Source organism: Lactococcus sp. AK05, assembly GCF_041026685.1.
Classification (GTDB): domain Bacteria; phylum Bacillota; class Bacilli; order Lactobacillales; family Streptococcaceae; genus Lactococcus; species Lactococcus lactis.
This window is the reverse complement of the sequence record NZ_JBFTEI010000004.1, coordinates 116,956-136,978: the sequence shown is the minus strand read 5'-3', so window position 1 is coordinate 136,978 and position 20,023 is coordinate 116,956. Positions and strand designations below refer to the sequence as shown.

The 20,023-nt window shown below is 37.9% G+C and carries 31 protein-coding genes; 30 read left to right on the top strand and 1 reads right to left on the bottom strand.

Going from position 1 to position 20,023, the window contains the following annotated elements; all coding sequences use genetic code 11:
* Window positions 1-62: 62 nt before the first annotated feature.
* From AB6B24_RS09340 to AB6B24_RS09315, 6 genes are all read left to right on the top strand, one after another.
* Window positions 63-1,880, top strand: a complete 1,818-nt coding sequence (locus AB6B24_RS09340; RefSeq protein ID WP_369164524.1) for an acyltransferase family protein — start codon at window positions 63-65, stop codon at window positions 1,878-1,880.
* Window positions 1,881-1,920: 40 nt separating this feature from the next.
* Window positions 1,921-2,070 (top strand): 50S ribosomal protein L33, encoded by a 150-nt coding sequence (rpmG, locus tag AB6B24_RS09335; protein WP_010906305.1) that lies wholly within the window; start codon window positions 1,921-1,923, stop codon window positions 2,068-2,070.
* Between the two features lie 110 nt (window positions 2,071-2,180).
* Entirely contained in the window at window positions 2,181-2,375 is a 195-nt protein-coding gene (secE, locus tag AB6B24_RS09330) for a preprotein translocase subunit SecE (protein ID WP_021468186.1), read from the top strand.
* Window positions 2,376-2,573: 198 nt separating this feature from the next.
* Window positions 2,574-3,131, top strand: a complete 558-nt coding sequence (nusG, locus tag AB6B24_RS09325) for a transcription termination/antitermination protein NusG (protein ID WP_003129977.1) — start codon at window positions 2,574-2,576, stop codon at window positions 3,129-3,131.
* A 101-nt stretch (window positions 3,132-3,232) separates the two neighbouring features.
* Window positions 3,233-4,723: a threonine synthase gene (gene thrC, locus AB6B24_RS09320; protein ID WP_311805793.1), complete on the top strand. Its 1,491-nt coding sequence runs from the start codon at window positions 3,233-3,235 to the stop codon at window positions 4,721-4,723.
* Window positions 4,720-6,009, top strand: a complete 1,290-nt coding sequence (locus tag AB6B24_RS09315) for an MATE family efflux transporter (RefSeq protein WP_311805791.1) — start codon at window positions 4,720-4,722, stop codon at window positions 6,007-6,009. Before thrC ends, AB6B24_RS09315 begins: the two co-directional genes overlap by 4 nt.
* A gap of 39 nt (window positions 6,010-6,048) precedes the next feature.
* On the opposite strand, the gene mscL is transcribed toward AB6B24_RS09315, so the two are convergent.
* Window positions 6,049-6,417: a large-conductance mechanosensitive channel protein MscL gene (gene mscL / locus AB6B24_RS09310; RefSeq protein WP_010906303.1), complete on the bottom strand. Its 369-nt coding sequence runs from the start codon at window positions 6,415-6,417 to the stop codon at window positions 6,049-6,051.
* A 313-nt stretch (window positions 6,418-6,730) separates the two neighbouring features.
* On the opposite strand from mscL, the gene rpsJ reads away from it, so the two are divergent.
* The 24 genes from rpsJ to AB6B24_RS09190 all read left to right on the top strand — a co-directional run bounded on the left by rpsJ (window position 6,731) and on the right by AB6B24_RS09190 (window position 19,764).
* The gene (gene rpsJ, locus AB6B24_RS09305) at window positions 6,731-7,039 is read left to right on the top strand and encodes a 30S ribosomal protein S10 (protein ID WP_003129973.1); all 309 of its coding nucleotides are present in this window, start codon (window positions 6,731-6,733) and stop codon (window positions 7,037-7,039) included.
* Between the two features lie 18 nt (window positions 7,040-7,057).
* Window positions 7,058-7,681 carry a 50S ribosomal protein L3 gene (gene rplC, locus AB6B24_RS09300; RefSeq protein ID WP_003129970.1) on the top strand — a complete coding sequence of 208 codons (624 nt, stop codon included), beginning with the start codon at window positions 7,058-7,060 and terminating at the stop codon, window positions 7,679-7,681.
* Between the two features lie 25 nt (window positions 7,682-7,706).
* Entirely contained in the window at window positions 7,707-8,333 is a 627-nt protein-coding gene (rplD, locus tag AB6B24_RS09295; protein ID WP_003129968.1) for a 50S ribosomal protein L4, read from the top strand.
* On the top strand, window positions 8,333-8,626 hold the full coding sequence (locus AB6B24_RS09290) for a 50S ribosomal protein L23 (protein ID WP_003129966.1): 294 nt from the start codon (window positions 8,333-8,335) through the stop codon (window positions 8,624-8,626). Before rplD ends, AB6B24_RS09290 begins: the two co-directional genes overlap by 1 nt.
* 15 nt (window positions 8,627-8,641) lie before the next feature.
* Window positions 8,642-9,472: a 50S ribosomal protein L2 gene (gene rplB, locus AB6B24_RS09285; protein WP_003129965.1), complete on the top strand. Its 831-nt coding sequence runs from the start codon at window positions 8,642-8,644 to the stop codon at window positions 9,470-9,472.
* Between the two features lie 159 nt (window positions 9,473-9,631).
* On the top strand, window positions 9,632-9,910 hold the full coding sequence (gene rpsS / locus AB6B24_RS09280) for a 30S ribosomal protein S19 (protein ID WP_003129963.1): 279 nt from the start codon (window positions 9,632-9,634) through the stop codon (window positions 9,908-9,910).
* 15 nt (window positions 9,911-9,925) lie between these two features.
* A complete protein-coding gene (gene rplV / locus AB6B24_RS09275) occupies window positions 9,926-10,273 on the top strand; it encodes a 50S ribosomal protein L22 (RefSeq protein WP_010906302.1) in 348 nt (115 codons plus the stop codon).
* Between the two features lie 12 nt (window positions 10,274-10,285).
* On the top strand, window positions 10,286-10,939 hold the full coding sequence (rpsC, locus tag AB6B24_RS09270) for a 30S ribosomal protein S3 (protein WP_003129960.1): 654 nt from the start codon (window positions 10,286-10,288) through the stop codon (window positions 10,937-10,939).
* A 3-nt stretch (window positions 10,940-10,942) separates the two neighbouring features.
* Entirely contained in the window at window positions 10,943-11,356 is a 414-nt protein-coding gene (rplP, locus tag AB6B24_RS09265; protein ID WP_003129958.1) for a 50S ribosomal protein L16, read from the top strand.
* Window positions 11,356-11,565 (top strand): 50S ribosomal protein L29, encoded by a 210-nt coding sequence (gene rpmC / locus AB6B24_RS09260; protein ID WP_003129957.1) that lies wholly within the window; start codon window positions 11,356-11,358, stop codon window positions 11,563-11,565. The genes rplP and rpmC overlap by 1 nt, the downstream gene beginning before the upstream one ends.
* Before the next feature lie 20 nt (window positions 11,566-11,585).
* Window positions 11,586-11,846 carry a 30S ribosomal protein S17 gene (gene rpsQ, locus AB6B24_RS09255; protein WP_003129955.1) on the top strand — a complete coding sequence of 87 codons (261 nt, stop codon included), beginning with the start codon at window positions 11,586-11,588 and terminating at the stop codon, window positions 11,844-11,846.
* Window positions 11,847-11,868: 22 nt separating this feature from the next.
* The gene (gene rplN / locus AB6B24_RS09250; RefSeq protein ID WP_003129953.1) at window positions 11,869-12,237 is read left to right on the top strand and encodes a 50S ribosomal protein L14; all 369 of its coding nucleotides are present in this window, start codon (window positions 11,869-11,871) and stop codon (window positions 12,235-12,237) included.
* Window positions 12,238-12,370: 133 nt separating this feature from the next.
* Window positions 12,371-12,676 carry a 50S ribosomal protein L24 gene (gene rplX / locus AB6B24_RS09245; protein WP_003129951.1) on the top strand — a complete coding sequence of 102 codons (306 nt, stop codon included), beginning with the start codon at window positions 12,371-12,373 and terminating at the stop codon, window positions 12,674-12,676.
* Window positions 12,677-12,695: 19 nt separating this feature from the next.
* Entirely contained in the window at window positions 12,696-13,238 is a 543-nt protein-coding gene (rplE, locus tag AB6B24_RS09240; RefSeq protein ID WP_003129948.1) for a 50S ribosomal protein L5, read from the top strand.
* Between the two features lie 18 nt (window positions 13,239-13,256).
* Window positions 13,257-13,442: a type Z 30S ribosomal protein S14 gene (locus AB6B24_RS09235; RefSeq protein ID WP_003129946.1), complete on the top strand. Its 186-nt coding sequence runs from the start codon at window positions 13,257-13,259 to the stop codon at window positions 13,440-13,442.
* Between the two features lie 152 nt (window positions 13,443-13,594).
* Window positions 13,595-14,224 (top strand): DUF6287 domain-containing protein, encoded by a 630-nt coding sequence (locus tag AB6B24_RS09230; RefSeq protein ID WP_311805789.1) that lies wholly within the window; start codon window positions 13,595-13,597, stop codon window positions 14,222-14,224.
* A gap of 208 nt (window positions 14,225-14,432) precedes the next feature.
* A complete protein-coding gene (gene rpsH, locus AB6B24_RS09225; RefSeq protein ID WP_003129932.1) occupies window positions 14,433-14,831 on the top strand; it encodes a 30S ribosomal protein S8 in 399 nt (132 codons plus the stop codon).
* Window positions 14,832-15,047: 216 nt separating this feature from the next.
* Entirely contained in the window at window positions 15,048-15,584 is a 537-nt protein-coding gene (gene rplF, locus AB6B24_RS09220) for a 50S ribosomal protein L6 (RefSeq protein WP_003129925.1), read from the top strand.
* 215 nt (window positions 15,585-15,799) lie between these two features.
* Window positions 15,800-16,147 carry a 50S ribosomal protein L18 gene (gene rplR, locus AB6B24_RS09215; RefSeq protein ID WP_003129924.1) on the top strand — a complete coding sequence of 116 codons (348 nt, stop codon included), beginning with the start codon at window positions 15,800-15,802 and terminating at the stop codon, window positions 16,145-16,147.
* A gap of 18 nt (window positions 16,148-16,165) precedes the next feature.
* Window positions 16,166-16,672 (top strand): 30S ribosomal protein S5, encoded by a 507-nt coding sequence (gene rpsE / locus AB6B24_RS09210; RefSeq protein WP_003129922.1) that lies wholly within the window; start codon window positions 16,166-16,168, stop codon window positions 16,670-16,672.
* 10 nt (window positions 16,673-16,682) lie between these two features.
* Window positions 16,683-16,862 (top strand): 50S ribosomal protein L30, encoded by a 180-nt coding sequence (gene rpmD / locus AB6B24_RS09205; protein ID WP_003129921.1) that lies wholly within the window; start codon window positions 16,683-16,685, stop codon window positions 16,860-16,862.
* 274 nt (window positions 16,863-17,136) lie between these two features.
* Entirely contained in the window at window positions 17,137-17,580 is a 444-nt protein-coding gene (gene rplO / locus AB6B24_RS09200; protein WP_003129920.1) for a 50S ribosomal protein L15, read from the top strand.
* Window positions 17,581-17,657: 77 nt separating this feature from the next.
* Entirely contained in the window at window positions 17,658-18,977 is a 1,320-nt protein-coding gene (gene secY / locus AB6B24_RS09195) for a preprotein translocase subunit SecY (RefSeq protein WP_003129919.1), read from the top strand.
* A gap of 139 nt (window positions 18,978-19,116) precedes the next feature.
* A complete protein-coding gene (locus AB6B24_RS09190) occupies window positions 19,117-19,764 on the top strand; it encodes an adenylate kinase (protein WP_311805787.1) in 648 nt (215 codons plus the stop codon).
* The last annotated feature ends 259 nt before the right edge of the window (window positions 19,765-20,023 follow it).

Genomic DNA, 20,023 nt, shown 5'->3' with positions numbered 1-20,023 from the left:
AAAGAGTAGTAGTTTTAAGACAAGAAAATTTTAAAGAATAAAGATAGAAATCGAGAAGAAAAATGAAGCGTTACGTCACAGGTTTTAATGGATTACGGACGATTGGTGTTTTAACAGTTATTCTATATCACCTCTGGCCAAACCATGTTCAGGGTGGTTTTCTTGGTGTCGTTTTATTTTTTGTACTCTCAGGCTATTTGGTGACGGATTCGCTCCTTCGCGAGTATGAAAAAAATAAAAAAATTAATGTTTGGAAGTTTTGGGGGAGAAGATTAAAACGTCTCTACCCACTGTTAATTGCGATTTTTCTGCTTGTGACACCTTACATCATTCTTTTCCAACCTAATTTGTGGGCGGGATTACGTTCTAATTTCCTTTCTGCTGTATTTTCGGTTCAAAACTGGTGGCAGATTTCGCAAGGAAGTTCTTATTTTGCTGATATTGCAGGTGCTTCACCTTTCAAACATATTTATTATTTATCAATCGAGGGGCAATTCTTCATCCTTTGGCCTTTGCTATTGATTGTTTTGCTAAAATTTGTTAAAAAAAGAGGTCGGATTTTTGTCATTGCTAATGTTTTGGCCTTGATTTCGGCAATTTGGATGGCAATTCTTTTCGTTCCCGGAGCAGACCCAACGCGGGTTTATTATGGAACGGATACGCGTTTCTTTAGCTTGATGATGGGGGCTAGTCTTGCTTTCATTTGGCCTTTGAATAAACTTTCGCATAAGGTTAATAAACGAGCAATTAAAATTGCATGGCAGTTGACGATTGGATTATCTTTGCTCCTGGTGCTTGCTTATATCTTTATGCCTGCTCAAGGGACATTTACTTATTATGGCGGAATGTGGCTAGCAAGTTTGGCCAGTGTGATAATGGTTGCTTTGGTGGCACATCCAAGTCTTCCGACTAACAAGCTATTTTCAAACCCTGTTTTTGAATATATTGGCTCACGTTCTTACGGAATTTACTTGTGGCAACTTCCTGTTTTTGCTTTCGCTGAAGCTAAAGTACTTGCTCCTACCGCTTGGTATAATTTGATTTGGCAATTGGCGCTCATTCTTATTCTGACGGAACTTTCATATCGTTTGATTGAGCTACCAACGCAGCGCTTTGATTATAGTAATATTTTAGGAATCCTTCAAAATTTTGTTCGAGAAAAAGGTTGGAAACTTAAAAAGAATATTTTACCGATGCTCCTTTCAGGGCTTGCTCTGATAAGCTTAGGTTTCATTATTTTTTCACCACCTTCACCTCATGATCAACGAGTGATTGAAGAAAAAATAATGGCTCAACAAGTTGCTCTACAAAAGAAACAATTGGCTGAGGCTAACAACAAAGTACCAATGTCCTTAAAGGCAGTAGCAGAAAAGTATCAAATTCAACCGGTGGTTGCTGAAAAAGCTTCTCAAATGAATGTTCTAGCCCTTGGAGATTCAGTTATGGTTGCCGCTTCTACAAATCTTCAAGAAGTTTTTCCACACATGTATATTGATGCAGCAGTGGGTCGCCAAGCAAGTTCACTGGCGACAGATTTGGCTAATGCTAAAGCGAAAATGCCTAATCCTGACGCTTATTTAATTGGTCTGGGAACAAATGGAACAATTAAAGAAGATGAAATTGATGCAGCGATGAAAGTGGCAGGTAATAAACCTGTTTATTGGATGAATGTCCACGCAGACCGTGTTTGGGCAAAACCTAATAATAATTTGCTGACGAAAATGGCAAAGAAATATAAAAATTTGAAAATTATTGATTGGAATAAAAAAGCATCTGGTCAAAGTTTATGGTTCTACAGTGATAATATTCATCCTAAAGGAACAGGGGCCGAAAAATACGCCGCTTTAGTAGCTAATAGTCTGACCAATGTGGAAAAATAGTTTGCGCTTCTAAATAATTTTTGATAGAATAAGAGATAATATGTTAAGAAAAGCTGGATTAGCGTGCACCATATGTGGTTCACGAAATTACACCCTCAATCTTTCGTCAGTTGCGAAAGAAAAACGAGTTGAAGTTAAAAAGTTTTGTCGTACTTGTGGCAAACACACATTACACAAAGAAACGCGTTAAATCGTATTTACTTTAATAGGGTTTAAACACGTCGAACTGGCATTCTGTCAGTAAACTTTTATAAGAAATGGACTCTGTCAGTAAATTTGTGGCAGTGATAGGAAAAGATTATGTTTAAATTTATTGGTAGCATTGTTGAAGAAATGAAATTAACCACTTGGCCAAGCAGAAAACAATCTGTTCGTGATTTTTTTATGGTCATTGAATATACAGCTTTCTTCTTGGTGTTCATCATAATTTTCGATTGGGTAACTCAACATGGAATTACATTTAGTGTTAACCATTTAATCCCATTTCTTAAATAATCTATAAATCTGTCAGTTTTGACAGATTTTTCTTTTCTAATTTTATTAAAAGTCCTTTTAATTCAAGATAAATATGATATAATAATATTATCTGATAAGGGCTTGGCCCTTTTTCTTGTACCCAAATTACTGACAGAATTTCTGTCAGCTGGGATTTTAACTGATTAAGTAAAAAAAATAAATACAGAGGTATTTCAAATGGAAGATAATAATTTAGTAAGTTTTGACCAAGGTTGGTTCGTTATTCAAACCTATGCAGGGTATGAACGTAAAGTTAAAGAAGATTTGCTTGAACGTGCTGAACTTTATAACATGGCTGACAAAATTTTGCGTGTCGAAATTCCAACTGAGACAATTCGTACAGAAGTTAACGGCAAAATGAAAGAAGTCGAAGAAAACTTATTCCCAGGTTATGTTTTGGTTGAAATGAATATGACTGATGAAGCATGGTTTATTGTCCGTAATACACCAAATGTTACTGGATTCGTTGGTTCACACGGGAATAGATCAAAACCTACACCACTTTTTGAACAAGAAATTCAAGATATTTTGGTTGGCATGGGCAAAGTTGTTCGTGAAATTGACTTTGATGTTTTTGTTGGAAAACGTGTTCGTATTGTTGACGGTGCCTTTTCAGGATTTGAAGCTCCAATCACAGAAATCAATGGTGACAAATTGACTCTGACTGTTGATATGTTTGGTCGTGCAACTCCAGTTGAATTGGACATGCACCAAATTGAAGATATTCAAGCTTAATTAAGTATTATAATAAAAAAAGCCACGAGAATTCGTGGCTTTTTGCGAGTTTACAGAATATTTGTTATAATTATAAAAAATGTGATTGGGGAATAAATATCATGGTAACTTTTTATCAGTCAACACGTGATAAATCAAATAAAAAAACAGCGTCGCAAGCTATTTTACAAGGTTTGGCAGAAGATGGTGGACTTTTTGTTCCCGTTGACTTTCCAAAAGTTGATTTAGACTTTGAAAAATTAAAAAACGCTTCTTATCAAGAAATTGCTGAACTTGTTTTGAAAGCATTTTTTGATGATTTTTCTGCTGACGAAATTAAATCAATGGTGACAAAAGCATACGGAGAAAAATTCGATAGTCCGGAAATTGCACCGCTTAAAAGACTTGGGAATCACTATATTCTTGAACTTTTTCATGGTGAAACGATTGCTTTTAAAGACATGGCACTCTCTATCTTACCTCATTTAATGACCCAAGCGGCTAAGAAAAATGGTGTGACTAATGAAATTGTTATCTTGACTGCAACTTCTGGAGATACAGGGAAAGCTGCCATGGCCGGTTTTGCTGATGTGCCCCAAACAAAAATTATTGTTTTTTATCCCAAAGGTGGTGTCAGCCATATTCAAGAGCAACAAATGCTGACTCAAAAAGGGGAAAATGTTCATGTTGTTGGAATTGATGGAAACTTTGACCAAGCTCAAACAGCAGTAAAAGAAATGTTTAATAACAAAGTTTTACATGATCAACTTTTGAAAAATAATAAACAATTTTCGTCAGCAAATTCAATGAATATTGGACGTTTGATTCCACAAGTTGCTTATTATATTTATGCTTACGCACAACTTGTCAAAACTGGTCAAATTACTGACGGAGAAGAAATTGATTTTTCAGTTCCAACAGGGAATTTTGGAAATATCTTAGCGGCTTATTATGCTAAAAAATTGGGCTTGCCCGTTCATCAGCTCATCTGCGCTTCAAATAAAAATAATGTGCTGACAGACTTTTTCAAAACAGGACTTTATGATAAAAATCGTGAGTTCTATGTGACAAGTTCACCTTCGATGGATATTTTGGTCTCTTCAAATCTTGAACGTTTAATTTTTGAATTAACTGACGAAAATGATAAAGTAACCTCAGATTTACTGACAGCCTTATCAGTAGAAGGGCATTATCAAATTTCTAAAGAAATGATTACTAAACTTCAGGGATTTGTGGCTGACTGGGCATCAGAAGATGAAATTTCAAAAGAAATTCAAGAAACTTTTGAAAATGAAAAATATGTTCTGGACCCTCATACAGCAGTAGCAAATTATGTCTATCATCAAATTCAACCCAAAGAAAAAACAGTTGTGGTCAGCACGGCAAGTCCTTATAAGTTTCCGAAAGTTGTTTTAGAAGGGCTTGAAGATGATAAAACAGAGTTGTCAGTAAATAGAGACGATTTTGCTGCCGTTAAATCACTTGAAAAATTGAGTGGGATTCCATTACCAAAAGCAGTCATCGGACTTGAAGAAGCAGAAGTTCTACATCATACCGTTATTCCGGCCGCTGAAATGCAAAAAGAAGTAGAAAAATATCTTGGCTTAAAATGAAAACAAATAGAGAAATATTAAAATTCGCATTTCCAGCGATTATTGAAAATTTCTTACAAATGCTTGTAGGGGTGAGTGACACAATGATTGTTGCTCACCTTAGTCTTTCTGCCGTAGCAGCTGTTTCTTTGGCTAATAATCTCATCACGGTCTATCAGGCGATTTTTATTGCTTTGGGAACAATTGTTTCAAGTTTATGTGCCAAAGTGCTTATTGCAAAAAAGGTAGAGGAAAATCCAAAAAGATTAATTAATTCTGCTACCAAACTGACTTTTTTAATTGGTCTTGCCTTGGGGATTGTTTCAGTTGTGGGAGCACGACCTATTCTTTATTTACTTGGTGCTCGTCAGCAGGTTTTAGAGCTGTCCATTATTTATCTTAGTTTAGTAGGTGGCTTGATTGTCCTTTTGGCTTTAATGACGACTTTTGGAGCCTTTCTACGGGCTGATGGAAATACAAAGACACCGATGTGGGCAAGTTTTTTTGCCAGTCTTCTAAATTTGATACTGTCAATTGTCTTTATTTTTGTTTTCCATTTAGGAGTGTTGGGAACAGCACTTGGAGCGGTTATTGCTAGATTTATTGGGACGCTTTTCCTCTATTATAAGTTAGAAGATAAGCGACCCGATCTTCAATTTTATAAAGAAAAATTGGACCATCAATTGATTAAATTAAGTTTACCAGCAACTGGAGAGCGTTTGTCCATGCGTTTGGGCGATTTGCTCATCATGATGATTATTGTCAGATTAGGTGAACGTGTATTTGCAGGAAATGCAATTGGTGAAAGCATTACACAATTTAATTATATGCCCGTTTTCGGAATGGCAACCGTAACAGTAATTTTGGTAGCACAAGCAGCAGCTGAAAATAGTATTGAAAATGTTAAAGCTTATATCAAAAAGACCTACTGGTTAGCGACGATTATGATGTTTGTGATTGGTTTGGCCCTTTTACTGACAGCCAATATTCTAAATCAATTTTTCACTACTGACAGAATTGCCATGAATGCAAGTACCACTGTTATTTTGTTTTCGTTTTTAGCGACTTTTTTCGTCACGGGAGCAACAACTTATACAGCAGCTTTTCAGGGAATAGGAAACACAAAACTTCCTTTTTATGCCACAACGCTAGGGATGTTTGGCATTCGCTTGCTTTTAGGAGCATTTTTAGCCTTAGGATTAAAATTAGGGCTAGAGGGAGTTTGGTTAGCAGTTTTACTTGATAATCTCTTTAGATTTATTTTTCTCAAAATCAAGTTTAATCGAAGCCTCACAAGCAAAATTTAAAATAAAAAAATACTGACAGCTTTTCTGTCAGTAATTTTTTTATTGTTTTTTCAATAAATCGCGAATTTCTTGGAGAGTTTCCAATTCTTCGTTTTTTTGTTCTTCGACAGTTTCCTCTTTTTTAGGGAAGAGTTTGTTGATGAATTTGATAAGAATGAAAATAACAAAGGCTGTAATGATGAAATTAATGACATCATTTAAGAAAGCACCGTAAGTGAATTTTGTTTTTCCAACAGTTACTGACAAATGAGCAAGAGCAGTACTTTGAACAAACATTCCGATTAACGGATTAATCAAGTTATCAACTAAAGATTTAACTAAAGCAGTAAAAGCTGCCCCGATGATAACCCCAACGGCTAAGTCCAATACGTTCCCACGTAAAATAAAGTTTTTAAATTCCTTTAACATAAATCCTCCTATATAATAGATTATAAATCCTTTAAACAAATTATATCAAAAAGTTTAAAGATGACAAAGTAAGCTTTCTTGTCATTTTAAGTAAATTCCTTCATTCCCCAAAAAAGATTTAGAAAGAATGAAAAAAAGTCTAAAAAGTCCTTGACAAGCCACATCTCCTTTGATAGAATAGACAAGTGCTGTTAAAAACAGTATGTAGCGACGAAACGAGAGGTTGCGACACACCCGAAGGTATTGCCATACCTAACGTGTCGGTTTTCCCGTGGAGCTAGCCTATTGAATACAATAGACGAGAGGAGAAAAAATGGCAACTAAAAAAATTCGCATTCGCTTAAAAGCATACGAACATCGTATCCTTGATGCAGCTGCAGAAAAAATCGTAGAAACTGCTAAACGTACAAACGCAGAAGTAAGTGGTCCAATTCCACTTCCAACTGACCGTAGCGTCTACACTGTTATCCGCGCGACTCACAAATACAAAGACTCACGCGAACAATTCGAAATGCGTACACACAAACGCTTGATCGACATCATCGAACCAACACAAAAAACTGTTGATTCACTTATGAAACTCGATTTGCCAAGTGGTGTAAACATCGAAATTAAACTCTAATTAAGAAAGGTAATTCTCATGTCAAAAGGAATCTTAGGGAAAAAAGTGGGAATGACTCAAATCTTCACAGAAAACGGTGAATTAATTCCTGTTACTGTGATCGAAGCGACTCCTAACACAGTTCTTCAAGTTAAATCTGTTGAAACAGATGGTTACGAAGCAACTCAAGTTGGTTTCGATACACTTCGTGAAGTTTTGACCAACAAACCTGCCAAAGGTCATGCTGCTAAAGCTAATACGACTCCTAAGCGCTTCGTTCGTGAATTCAAAGGACTCGAAGGCGCTGAAGTAGGAGCAGAAATCACTGTTGATACATTTGCAGCCGGAGATGTTGTTGATGTTACCGGAACTTCTAAAGGTAAAGGTTTCCAAGGCCCAATCAAACGTCATGGTCAATCACGTGGTCCTATGGCCCACGGTTCACGTTACCACCGTCGTCCTGGTTCAATGGGTCCTGTTGCAGCTAACAAAGTTCCAAAAGGTAAAAAACTTGCTGGACGTATGGGTAACAAACGCGTTACTGTACAAAACCTTGTTATCGCACAAGTGCTTCCTGAAAAGAACGTTATCCTTGTAAAGGGTAATGTCCCAGGTGCTAAGAAATCATTGATTGTTGTTAAATCAGCAATCAAAGCTAAATAAGAAGGAAAGGAGATAGAAATCTATAATGGCAAAAGTATCATTATTTAAACAAGATGGTTCACAAGCTGGTGAAGTTACACTTAACGACTCAGTATTTGGTATCGAACCAAACGAATCAGTCGTATTCGACGTTGTAATCTCACAACGCGCTAGCCTTCGCCAAGGAACACACGCACACAAAAATCGTTCTGCTGTGTCTGGTGGTGGTAAAAAACCATGGCGTCAAAAAGGTACAGGTCGTGCTCGTCAAGGTTCTACCCGCTCTCCACAATGGCGTGGTGGTGGTACTGTCTTCGGTCCAAACCCACGTAGCTACGCCTACAAACTTCCACAAAAAGTTCGTCAATTGGCGCTTAAATCAGTTTACTCAACAAAAGTTGCTGATGGTAAATTAATCGCTGTTGACACACTTGACTTTACAGCTCCAAAAACTGCTGAATTTGCAAAAGTAATCTCAGCACTTTCAATTGAACGTAAAGTTCTTGTGGTTCTTCCAAACGAAGGTAACGAATTTGCAGAACTCTCTGCACGTAATCTTGCAAACGTGAAAGTTACAACTGCTAATTCAGCATCTGTACTTGACATCGTTTCTGCTGACAAACTCCTTGTGGTTCAATCAGCATTGACACAAATTGAGGAGGTTCTTGCATAATGTCACTTTATGATATCATCCGTAAACCTATCATTACTGAAGCTTCTATGGCTGCAATGGATCAAAAGAAATATACTTTCGAAGTAGATTCACGTGCGCATAAACTTCTCATCAAACAAGCTGTTGAAGCTGTCTTTGGTGTAAAAGTTGCCTCAGTAAATACTATCAGCGTTAAACCAAAATCTAAACGAGTTGGTAAATACACTGGTACTAAATCAGGCTACAAAAAAGCTATCGTTACTTTGACTGAAGATTCTAAAACAATCGAAATCTTCGGCGAAGACGCAGAATAATAGAGGAGGAAAATCGTGGGAATTAAAGTTTACAAACCTACCACAAACGGTCGCCGTAACATGACTGGTAGCGACTTCGCTGAAATCACTACAAGTACTCCTGAAAAGAGCTTGCTTGTAAGCATGAGCAAAACAGCTGGTCGTAATAACACTGGTCGTATCACAGTTCGTCACCACGGTGGTGGTCACAAACGTAAATATCGTGTAATCGACTTCAAACGTACAACTGACAACGTTGTTGCTAAAGTTGCTACAATTGAATACGATCCAAACCGTACTGCAAACATCGCATTGATCGTTTACTCTAACGGTGTTAAATCATACATCTTGGCTCCTAAAGGCCTTGAAGTTGGAATGACAGTTGTATCTGGCCCTGAAGCCGACATCAAAGTTGGTAACGCATTGCCACTTGCTAACATTCCAGTTGGTACATTGATCCACAACATTGAATTGAAACCTGGTAAAGGCGGACAATTGGTTCGTTCAGCTGGTGCTTCAGCTCAAGTACTCGGTTCAGAAGGTAAATATACACTCGTTCGTCTTCAATCAGGCGAAGTTCGTATGATCCTTTCAACTTGCCGTGCTACAATCGGTGTTGTAGGTAATGAACAACAAAGCTTAATCAACCTTGGTAAAGCAGGACGTACACGTCACATGGGTATCCGCCCAACAGTACGTGGTTCTGTAATGAACCCTAACGATCACCCACACGGTGGTGGTGAAGGTCGTCAACCAGTTGGTCGCAAGTCTCCAATGACTCCATGGGGTAAACCAGCTCTTGGTCTCAAGACTCGCAACAAGAAAGCAAAATCAAGCAAACTTATCGTTCGTCGTATCAACGACTAATAAGTCGCTTTATTTTCACAAGAGCCTTCTCGGCGTCTTGTTAAATTTGATAAAACTTATTGTCAAATTTAATGAGATGTCGAAAGTGCATCTATAAATTCCGCCAACTCCGCCTTAGTAGCGGTAGTGGTACAAATATTTAAAGGAGAAACTCGCAAAATGGGTCGTAGTCTTAAAAAAGGACCTTTCGTCGATGAGCATTTGATGAAAAAAGTTGAAGCTCAAGTCAACGCCGAAAGAAAATCTGTGATCAAAACTTGGTCACGCCGTTCTACAATCTTTCCGAACTTTGTAGGACTTACAATTGCTGTTTACGATGGTCGCAAACACGTACCAGTTTACGTTCAAGAAGATATGGTTGGACACAAACTTGGTGAATTCGCACCAACTCGTACTTATCGTGGTCACGCTGCTGACGACAAGAAAACACGTCGCTAATAGGAGGAGAAAAAAATGGCAGAAATTACTTCAGCTAAAGCAACTGCAAAAACAGTTCGCGTTTCACCTCGTAAGACTCGTCTTGTTATCGATCTTATCCGCGGGAAACGTGTTGCAGATGCAATTGCAATCTTGAAATTTACACCGACTAAAGCTGCTGTAGAAGTTGAAAACGTACTTAATAGTGCTATCGCTAATGCAGAAAATAACTTTGGTCTTGAAAAAGCTAACTTGGTAGTAAGCGAAACATTTATTAATGAAGGTCCAACAATGAAACGTTTCCGTCCACGTGCCAAAGGTTCAGCTTCACCAATTAACAAACGCACAGCTCACATCACTGTAGTTGTAGCTGAGAAAGAATAAGGAGGTAAAAACGTGGGTCAAAAAGTACATCCAATAGGAATGCGTGTTGGCGTTATTCGCGATTGGGATGCCAAATGGTATGCTGAAAAAGAATATGCGGATTACCTTCACGAAGACTTGGCAATTCGTCAACTTATCCAAACTAAACTTGCTGATGCTTCAGTATCATTGATTGAAACTGAACGTGCAATTAACAAAGTTATCGTAACTTTGCACACTGCTAAACCAGGTATGGTTATCGGTAAATCAGGAGCTAACGTTGATGCACTCCGTGCAGAACTCAACAAACTTACTGGTAAACAAGTTCACATCAACATCGTTGAAATCAAAAAACCTGATTTGGACGCTCATCTTGTTGGTGAAGGAATTGCTAAACAACTTGAAGCACGTATTGCTTTCCGTCGTGCTCAAAAACAAGCAATCCAACGTGCGATGCGCGCTGGTGCAAAAGGGATCAAAACTCAAGTTTCTGGTCGTTTGAATGGTGCTGATATTGCCCGTGCTGAAGGATATTCAGAAGGTACAGTTCCACTCCACACACTCCGTGCGGATATCGACTACGCTTGGGAAGAAGCAGACACAACTTATGGTAAACTCGGCGTTAAAGTTTGGATCTACCGTGGTGAAGTTCTCCCTACTAAAAAATCTGTGAAAGGAGAAAAATAATCCATGTTAGTACCAAAACGTGTAAAACACCGTCGTGAATTCCGCGGTAAAATGCGTGGTTATGCTAAAGGTGGCGATACTATTTCTTTCGGTGAATACGGTCTTCAAGCGACTACATCTCACTGGATTACTAACCGCCAAATCGAAGCAGCTCGTATTGCTATGACTCGTTACATGAAACGTAACGGTCAAGTTTGGATTAAAATTTTCCCTCACAAATCATACACAGCCAAAGCTATTGGTGTGCGTATGGGTTCAGGGAAAGGTGCTCCTGAAGGTTGGGTTGCTCCAGTTAAACGTGGCGTTGTCATGTTTGAATTGGGCGGCGTTGATGAAGCGACTGCACGCGAAGCGTTGCGTCTTGCTTCACACAAACTTCCTGTTAAAACTAAATTTGTGAAACGAGGTGAAGCGTAATGAAATTGAGCGAAACTAAATCACTTCTTAAAGATTTGCGCGCTTTGTCAGTTGAAGAATTGACAACTCGTGAAGCTGAATTGAAGAAAGAATTGTTTGATCTTCGTTTCCAAGCAGCTGCTGGTCGTCTCGAAAACACAGCTAAGCTTGATGAAGTCAAGAAAACGATTGCACGTGTAAAAACTGTGCAAGCTGAATTGAACAAATAATAGGTCAGGAGAAACTATAAATGGAACGCAAACAACGTAAAGTTTATCAAGGCCGCGTGGTTTCAGACAAAATGGATAAAACTATCACAGTTGTCGTAGAAACTAAGCGTAACCACCCTGTCTATGGTAAACGCATTAACTATTCTAAAAAATATAAAGCTCACGACGAAAACAACTCTGCAAAAACTGGCGACATCGTTCGTATCATGGAAACTCGTCCTTTGTCTAAAGACAAACATTTCCGTCTTGTAGAAATCGTTGAAGAAGCAGTTATTATCTAAGCAAAACTAGGAGGAATATAGCATGATTCAAACAGAATCTCGTTTGAAAGTTGCAGATAACTCAGGTGCTAAAGAACTTTTGACTATCCGTGTTCTCGGTGGTTCATCACGTAAGTTCGCTGGTATCGGTGATATCGTTGTAGCTACAGTTAAATCAGCTGCCCCTGGTGGAGCAGTTAAAAAAGGTGAAGTTGTGAAAGCAGTCATCGTTCGTACTAAATCTGGTGCGAAACGTCCTGACGGTTCATACATCAAATTTGATGAAAATGCAGCAGTGCTCATCCGTGACGATAAAACTCCTCGCGGAACACGTATCTTTGGCCCAGTTGCCCGCGAACTCCGCGAAGGTGGCTACATGAAGATCGTTTCACTTGCTCCAGAAGTACTCTAATCAAGCATTATAGAGATATGGTTTTGTTGGAAAAATTTTTTGACAGAATCATATTTTACTGTTATTATTAACAGAATAGTCCCCTAGTAACAAAATATTAGGGTGCCCATCGGGCGTAAGAAAGGAATTAAACATGTTTGTAAAAACTGGTGATACAGTTAAAGTTATCGCAGGTAAAGACCGCGGTACTACTGGTAAAGTAATCAAAGCTTTGCCAAAAGTAAATAAAGTTGTCGTTGAAGGTGTTGCTATCATGAAGAAACACCAAAAACCAAACTCAGAAAACCCAAGTGGTGCTATTCTTGAAATCGAAGCTCCTATCCACGTTTCTAACGTACAAGTGCTCGACAAAAATGGTGTTGCTGGTCGTGTAGGTTACAAAGTTGTTGACGATAAAAAAGTTCGTTTCAACAAAAAATCTGGCGAAATTTTAGACTAAGGCGGAAAGGAGAAATAATATGACTAATCGTTTGAAAGAAAAATATACTAACGAAGTAGTACCAGCGTTGACTGAACAATTCAACTACACTTCAATCATGGCTGTACCAAAAGTTGATAAAATCGTTATCAACATGGGTGTTGGAGATGCTGTAAACAACTCTAAAAACCTTGATAAAGCTGTTGCTGAATTGGCTTTGATCTCTGGTCAAAAACCATTGATTACTAAAGCTAAAAAATCAGTTGCTGCTTTCCGTCTTCGTGAAGGTATGCCAATCGGTGCGAAAGTAACTCTTCGTGGCGAACGTATGTTCGAATTCTTGGACAAATTGGTTACTGTTTCACTCCCACGTGTACGTGACTTCCACGGTGTTTCAAACAAAGCGTTTGACGGTCGCGGTAACTACACACTTGGTGTGAAAGAACAATTGATTTTCCCAGAAATCAACTATGATGATGTTGATAAAGTTCGTGGTATGGATATTGTTATCGTAACAACTGCTAACACTGACGAAGAATCACGTGAATTGCTTGCTAAACTCGGCATGCCGTTCGCTAAATAAGATAGGGAGAATACATAAATGGCTAAGAAATCTATGGTTGTTAAAAACCAACGCCCTGCAAAATTCTCAACACAAGCTTATACTCGTTGCGAACGTTGCGGACGTCCACATTCAGTTTACCGCAAATTTAAACTTTGCCGTATCTGTCTTCGCGAATTGGCTTATAAAGGTCAATTGCCAGGCGTTAAAAAAGCTTCATGGTAATTTGTTAATTATCGTGTAACGAATAAAAATTACTGACAGAATTTCTGTCAGTAATTTTTTTTGTATCTTAGAATTCTATGATATGGGAACGTTTTCAAAAAGTGAAATAAATGTAATAATTTGCTATAATAGCTAAAGAATAGGAGAAATTTATGGAAAAGAAATTTGGTAAAATCAAAAAATATGTAACAGTTTCTGCCATTATTTTAGGAGCTTTAGTGACTTTAGCAGCTTGTAGTAGTGGGAGTAAAGAAAGTGAAAAAGCTGAGCATACTAGTTCGTCACAAAGTATAAAAAATAAGGAAAGTCTCCCAAGCAGTAGTTCACAATCTTCAAGTATAAGTACGAGTTCAAGTTCAAGTTCGGACATAAGTCCAAGTTCAACTAGTCAGTATGAGGCTGCTAATAGTTCACAAATTCTTGCAGGTGACTATTCTTCTTTAAACGGAACATGGCAAACTACTGACGGAGGTGGTAAAGCTGTTCTGAAAAATGGTACCATCATTTTTAGTTCAGGATATCAAAGAGTTATATCTGGACCACAATCAAAGAATGGGATTATTATGGCTGGTGCTGTGAATCTTGGGAAATACATGGGGTTCATGTTTGCTGCGGCTAACAGCTCACCAACTTTTGCAAACTCTTCACAAACGGATAAAACAGATAGGACAAAAGATAGATTTGCAATAACTTCAAATGATGAGGGTATGGAAATATTTGATACTAACCCAACGTCATTTTTTTACAAGATAAGTAATGATACAACAAGTCCGAATTCGTAAGCCAGGATGAAAGTTGCTGACAGAAATTCTGTCAGTATTTTTTTATAGAAAAACCATGACACACCCGAAAACATTGTAAAGAAAAGTGTTGACATGGTGCGGAACTTCTGCTATACTAATTAAGTTCGGTCTTTTTATGAAAAAGACCTCATTAATTTGAAAGTGGGATTTGAACAAGCCCAAACTACAAATAAGGAGAAATTACACTATGGTAATGACTGACCCAATCGCAGATTTCTTGACTCGTATTCGTAATGGTAACATGCGTAAATTCGATGTTGTTGAAGCACCTGCATCAAAAATCAAACGTCAAATCGCTGAAATCCTCAAAGCTGAAGGTTACGTGAAAGATGTTGAATACGTTGAAGATAACAAACAAGGCGTAATCCGCGTTTTCCTTAAATACGGTAAAAACGGTGAAAAAGTTATCACTAACTTGAAACGTATTTCAAAACCAGGTCTTCGTGTTTACGTGAAATCTGATGATGTTCCTAAAGTTCTTAACGGACTCGGTACAGCAATCATCTCAACATCTACTGGTGTAGTAACTGATAAAGTTGCTCGTGAAACAAATGTTGGTGGTGAAGTAATTGCCTATATCTGGTAATTAGTTCGGAGAGACTTCATTGATGGAGTTGATCTAAATGTTTAATGTCGACTTTTGATGATATTAAACCGACAAGCGAATTTTTCGTAAGTCAAAATTACTGACAGAAATATTTTTATGCCTGTCAGTAAAATAAAAGTTCTTTTAAATCAAATTTTGATTTAAAACCCGTGAAAACAGATTGAATTAAATCTGATAATTTAACAGGAGAAAAAAATGTCACGTATTGGTAACAAAGTCATCGTTATCCCTGCAGGCGTATCTGTAGAAGTAAACGGTGCAACTGTCACTGTCAAAGGACCTAAAGGTGAACTCGTTCGTTCATTCAACGAAAACATCACACTTGATATCGCTGAAAACGAAATCACTGTAAAACGTCCAAACGACACTAAAGAAATGAAAATGCTCCACGGAACTACTCGTGCCCTTCTTGCTAACATGGTAGAAGGTGTTTCAACTGGTTTCTCTAAAGCACTTGAAATGATCGGGGTTGGGTACCGTGCACAGTTACAAGGAACTAAACTTGTATTGTCAGTTGGTAAATCTCACCAAGACGAAGTTGAAGCACCAGAAAACATCAAATTTGTTGTTGCAACTCCAACTTCTATCGTTGTTGAAGGTATCAGCAAAGAAGCCGTTGGTCAAACAGCAGCTTATATCCGTAGCCGTCGTTCTCCAGAACCTTATAAAGGTAAAGGGATCCGTTACGTTGGTGAATACGTTCGTCGTAAAGAAGGTAAAACTGGTAAATAATTTTTGTCAAAATAATGTTCACTTGGACATTCATTTAGCAAAAAATGTTATCCGTAATTGGTGGTTTGACTTGTCAAATTGCCAGTATTTTGTCAATGCTAACTTTGTTAGACAGACAAAAACTCCCCGCTTGCTGACAGCATTCTAGTAATTCTGTCAGTAAGAAAATCGATGGCAAAAACTATCGAAATTTAAAATAATATAGAGGTAGAATTGTGATTTCTAAACCAGATAAAAACAAACTCCGCCAAAAACGTCACACACGTGTACGCGGTAAAATTTCAGGAACATCTGAAACTCCACGTTTGAACGTTTTCCGTTCAAACACAAACATTTATGCACAAGTCATTGATGACGTAACTGGTACAACACTTGCATCAGCTTCATCACTTAAATTGACTGGTACTAAAACTGAACAAGCCGCAGAAGTTGGTAAACTCGTTGCTGAAGCTGCAAAAGCTAAAGGCGTTGAAGAAGTTGTCTTCGACCGCGGTGGTTACCTCTATCACGGACGTGTTGCAGCACTCGCTACAGCAGCTCGTGAAGCTGGATTGAAATTCTAAGGAAAGGGGTAATTAAACATGGCAGAAAACAGAAGAAATGATCGCGAACAAAGCGAATTTGAAGAACGCGTAGTTTCAATTAACCGCGTTACTAAAGTTGTTAAAGGTGGACGTCGTCTTCGCTTTGCAGCACTTGTTGTTGTTGGTGACCGTAACGGTCGCGTAGGTTTCGGTACTGGTAAAGCTCAAGAAGTTCCTGAAGCTATCCGTAAAGCAATCGAAGCAGCTAAGAAAAACCTTATTACAGTTCCTATGGTAGGTACTACACTTCCTCACGAAGCACTTGGTGTCTTCGGTGGTGGTAAAATCCTCCTTAAACCAGCTGTAGAAGGTGCTGGAGTTGCCGCAGGTGGTGCCGTTCGTGCCGTCCTCGAACTCGCTGGTGTTGCTGACGTAACATCAAAATCACTTGGTTCAAACACACCAATCAACGTTGTTCGTGCAACTGTTGATGGATTGAATCAATTGAAACGTGCTGAAGAAGTTGCTGCATTACGCGGTAAATCTGTATCAGATTTCGCCTAAGGAGGAAAAAATGGCTCAAATTAAAATTACATTGGTAAACTCACCAATCGGCCGTATCCCTGCTCAACGCAAAACTGTTAAAGCACTCGGTCTTGGTAAACTCAACAGCTCAGTAGTAAAAGAAGGTTCACCTGCTATTCTTGGTATGGTAAACTCTATTTCTCACTTGGTAAAAGTTGAAGAAGCATAATTAATATTAAAAAAAACAATTCTGTCTTTACTGACAGGATTGTTTTTTTACTGACAGAAATCTAGAGTAATTTAAAAAAGATTATTTGCTATTTTTTAGAATAATAAAATATATTTGCAAACGACGAAATGGCTTGTAATTCCAATCGAAAAATAGTAAAATAATAGAAGTCTGATATCAGGCCAATAAATATATTAACGTATCGGCGAGTTTGTTTTTCACGTTCCTTACATGGAAAATAGGCGACAGCAAGGTACAAAATAAGGAGAAAAAAATGGAACTTCATTCATTGAAAGCTGCTGAAGGCAGTCGTAAAGTACGTAATCGCGTAGGTCGTGGTACATCATCAGGTAACGGTAAAACATCTGGACGTGGACAAAAAGGTCAAAAATCTCGTTCAGGTGGTGGAGTACGTCCTGGTTTTGAAGGTGGACAAACAGAATTGTTCCGTCGCATGCCAAAACGTGGTTTCTTGAATGTTAACCGTAAAGAATACGCTATTGTCAACCTTGAAACTTTGAACCGTCTTGAAGATGGAGCAACTGTTTCAGCTGAAACTCTTGTAGCTGCTAAAATCATCAAGGACGTTAAATCAGGTGTTAAAGTTCTTGCTAACGGTGAATTGACAGCTAAAAAACTTACAGTTAAAGTTGCTAAAGTATCTGCTGCTGCTAAAGCTGCAATCGAAGCTGCTGGTGGTTCTGTAGAAGAAGCTTAATTTTTACACTACAATTGGCGGTTGAATTTTCAACCGCTTATTGTCTATTTACAACTAAAACGCTTTAAGGAGATTTTATGTTTTTTAAGACGCTTAAGGAAGCCTTTAAGGTCAAGGACGTCCGAGCAAGAATTCTCTTTACGATTTTCATCCTTTTTGTTTTCCGCTTAGGTGCTCATATTACGGTACCTGGCGTCAACGTTCAAAACTTGACAGAAGTAAGTAATCTTCCTTTCTTGAACATGATGAACTTGGTTTCTGGTAATGCAATGCAAAACTATTCACTCTTTGCAATGGGGGTTTCGCCTTATATTACTGCTTCAATCATTGTTCAATTGTTGCAAATGGACATTTTACCAAAATTTGTTGAGTGGTCAAAACAAGGGGAAATTGGACGTCGTAAACTGAATCAAGCGACACGTTACATTACCTTAGTGCTTGCTATGGCACAATCTATCGGGATTACTGCTGGTTTCCAAGCCATGAGCTCGTTAAATATTGTGCAAAATCCAAATTGGCAAAGCTATTTGATGATTGGTGCAATTTTGACTACTGGTTCAATGGTTGTCACTTGGATGGGTGAACAAATTAATGAAAAAGGATTTGGTTCAGGTGTTTCAGTAATTATCTTTGCTGGGATTGTATCTAGTATCCCATCGGCGGTCAAATCTGTTTATGATGAAAAATTCTTAAACGTTCGACCTTCAGAAATTCCAATGTCTTGGTTATTTGTCATTGGTCTAGTATTGTCAGCAATTATCATTATTTATGTAACAACTTTTGTTCAACAAGCAGAACGTAAAGTACCTATTCAATATACTAAATTGACTCAAGGTGCACCAACAAGTTCTTATTTGCCACTTCGTGTCAATCCAGCTGGGGTTATCCCAGTTATCTTTGCTGGTTCAATTACAACTGCTCCAGCTACGATTTTGCAATTCTTGCAACGTTCGCAAGGAAGTAATGTAGGTTGGTTGTCAACTTTACAAGACGCCTTGTCATATACGACTTGGACAGGAATGCTCTTCTACGCATTATTGATTGTGCTCTTTACATTCTTCTACTCATTCGTTCAGGTCAATCCTGAAAAGATGGCTGAAAACCTTCAAAAACAAGGTTCTTACATTCCATCTGTTCGTCCGGGTAAAGGAACCGAAAAGTATGTATCACGTCTCTTGATGCGTCTTGCAACGGTAGGTGCGCTCTTCCTTGGTTTGATTTCAATCATTCCAATTGCCGCCCAAAACGTTTGGGGACTTCCAAAAATTGTCGCTCTTGGAGGAACATCACTCTTAATCTTGATTCAAGTTGCTATACAAGCAGTAAAACAACTTGAAGGATATTTACTCAAACGTAAATATGCAGGATTTATGGATAATCCACTTGAAACAAAATAAAATCTTGTCATTAGACAAGGTTTTTCTTTATTTTTTAGCAAAAATACGCTAAAATAGTGTAGGTAAAATCACAGAGAACATCTGCAATTTACTGACAGTTCTGTCAGTAATTTATAAATTAAAATCAGGAGAAAACAAAATGAATTTATTAATCATGGGACTTCCAGGAGCTGGTAAAGGAACTCAAGCTGAGTTCATCGTTAAAAATTATGGAGTAAATCACATTTCAACAGGTGACATGTTCCGTGCCGCAATGAAAAACGAAACTGAAATGGGTAAACTTGCTAAATCTTTCATCGATAAAGGTGAACTCGTACCTGATGAAGTAACGAACGGAATTGTTAAAGAACGTTTAGCACAAGATGATATCAAAGCTTCAGGCTTCTTGCTTGATGGATATCCACGTACGATTGACCAAGCTCATGCACTTGATACAATGCTTGAAGAACTCGGAATTAAACTTGATGCCGTTGTAAATATCGGTGTTAACCCAGATATTTTGGTTGACCGTTTAAGTGGGCGATACATCTGCCGTAACTGTGGAGCAACTTATCATAAAATCTTTAATCCAACTAAAGTTGAAGGTGTTTGTGACGTTTGTGGTAGTCATGACCTTTATCAACGTGCGGATGATGTTCCAGAAACAGTTAAAAATCGTTTGGATGTCAATATTAAAGAATCAGCTCCAATTATTGAACACTATACTGAACTTGGACTTGTTAAAAACATTGAAGGTGAACAAGAAATTAGCCAAGTAACAGAAGATATTAAAAAAGTTTTAGGATAATAAAAATAAAAACCTCTGACAGAGGTTTTTTTAATAAAATAACAAGATCAGAATACAAAATTTTACTGACAGGTTCTCTGTCAGTAAAATAATAAAAATGAAACACCCGAAAACATTGCCATGAACAGCTTTGAAAGCGAGTAATAAATTAAACCTGTACTCAAGCTAGAAAAATAAAGGCTTTTCTGAAAGAAAGACTTGCATTTGTTGCTGAAAAATGCTAAAATACATAAGTCCGACTTTTTAGATATATATAGTA

Coding starts and splice junctions, on each gene's coding strand:
- rpmG (WP_010906305.1), top strand. CDS start 1,921: ATGTTAAGAAAAGCTGGATTAGCGTGCACCATATGTGGTTCACGAAAT.
- rpmD (WP_003129921.1), top strand. CDS start 16,683: ATGGCTCAAATTAAAATTACATTGGTAAACTCACCAATCGGCCGTATC.
- rplO (WP_003129920.1), top strand. CDS start 17,137: ATGGAACTTCATTCATTGAAAGCTGCTGAAGGCAGTCGTAAAGTACGT.
- rplC (WP_003129970.1), top strand. CDS start 7,058: ATGTCAAAAGGAATCTTAGGGAAAAAAGTGGGAATGACTCAAATCTTC.
- AB6B24_RS09315 (WP_311805791.1), top strand. CDS start 4,720: ATGAAAACAAATAGAGAAATATTAAAATTCGCATTTCCAGCGATTATT.
- rplP (WP_003129958.1), top strand. CDS start 10,943: ATGTTAGTACCAAAACGTGTAAAACACCGTCGTGAATTCCGCGGTAAA.
- thrC (WP_311805793.1), top strand. CDS start 3,233: ATGGTAACTTTTTATCAGTCAACACGTGATAAATCAAATAAAAAAACA.
- rplX (WP_003129951.1), top strand. CDS start 12,371: ATGTTTGTAAAAACTGGTGATACAGTTAAAGTTATCGCAGGTAAAGAC.
- AB6B24_RS09340 (WP_369164524.1), top strand. CDS start 63: ATGAAGCGTTACGTCACAGGTTTTAATGGATTACGGACGATTGGTGTT.
- rpsH (WP_003129932.1), top strand. CDS start 14,433: ATGGTAATGACTGACCCAATCGCAGATTTCTTGACTCGTATTCGTAAT.
- secY (WP_003129919.1), top strand. CDS start 17,658: ATGTTTTTTAAGACGCTTAAGGAAGCCTTTAAGGTCAAGGACGTCCGA.
- AB6B24_RS09230 (WP_311805789.1), top strand. CDS start 13,595: ATGGAAAAGAAATTTGGTAAAATCAAAAAATATGTAACAGTTTCTGCC.
- rpsS (WP_003129963.1), top strand. CDS start 9,632: ATGGGTCGTAGTCTTAAAAAAGGACCTTTCGTCGATGAGCATTTGATG.
- mscL (WP_010906303.1), bottom strand. CDS start 6,417: ATGTTAAAGGAATTTAAAAACTTTATTTTACGTGGGAACGTATTGGAC.
- rpsJ (WP_003129973.1), top strand. CDS start 6,731: ATGGCAACTAAAAAAATTCGCATTCGCTTAAAAGCATACGAACATCGT.
- rplN (WP_003129953.1), top strand. CDS start 11,869: ATGATTCAAACAGAATCTCGTTTGAAAGTTGCAGATAACTCAGGTGCT.
- rpsQ (WP_003129955.1), top strand. CDS start 11,586: ATGGAACGCAAACAACGTAAAGTTTATCAAGGCCGCGTGGTTTCAGAC.
- AB6B24_RS09235 (WP_003129946.1), top strand. CDS start 13,257: ATGGCTAAGAAATCTATGGTTGTTAAAAACCAACGCCCTGCAAAATTC.
- rplE (WP_003129948.1), top strand. CDS start 12,696: ATGACTAATCGTTTGAAAGAAAAATATACTAACGAAGTAGTACCAGCG.
- secE (WP_021468186.1), top strand. CDS start 2,181: ATGTTTAAATTTATTGGTAGCATTGTTGAAGAAATGAAATTAACCACT.
- rplF (WP_003129925.1), top strand. CDS start 15,048: ATGTCACGTATTGGTAACAAAGTCATCGTTATCCCTGCAGGCGTATCT.
- AB6B24_RS09290 (WP_003129966.1), top strand. CDS start 8,333: ATGTCACTTTATGATATCATCCGTAAACCTATCATTACTGAAGCTTCT.
- rpmC (WP_003129957.1), top strand. CDS start 11,356: ATGAAATTGAGCGAAACTAAATCACTTCTTAAAGATTTGCGCGCTTTG.
- rpsE (WP_003129922.1), top strand. CDS start 16,166: ATGGCAGAAAACAGAAGAAATGATCGCGAACAAAGCGAATTTGAAGAA.
- AB6B24_RS09190 (WP_311805787.1), top strand. CDS start 19,117: ATGAATTTATTAATCATGGGACTTCCAGGAGCTGGTAAAGGAACTCAA.
- rplD (WP_003129968.1), top strand. CDS start 7,707: ATGGCAAAAGTATCATTATTTAAACAAGATGGTTCACAAGCTGGTGAA.
- rplV (WP_010906302.1), top strand. CDS start 9,926: ATGGCAGAAATTACTTCAGCTAAAGCAACTGCAAAAACAGTTCGCGTT.
- nusG (WP_003129977.1), top strand. CDS start 2,574: ATGGAAGATAATAATTTAGTAAGTTTTGACCAAGGTTGGTTCGTTATT.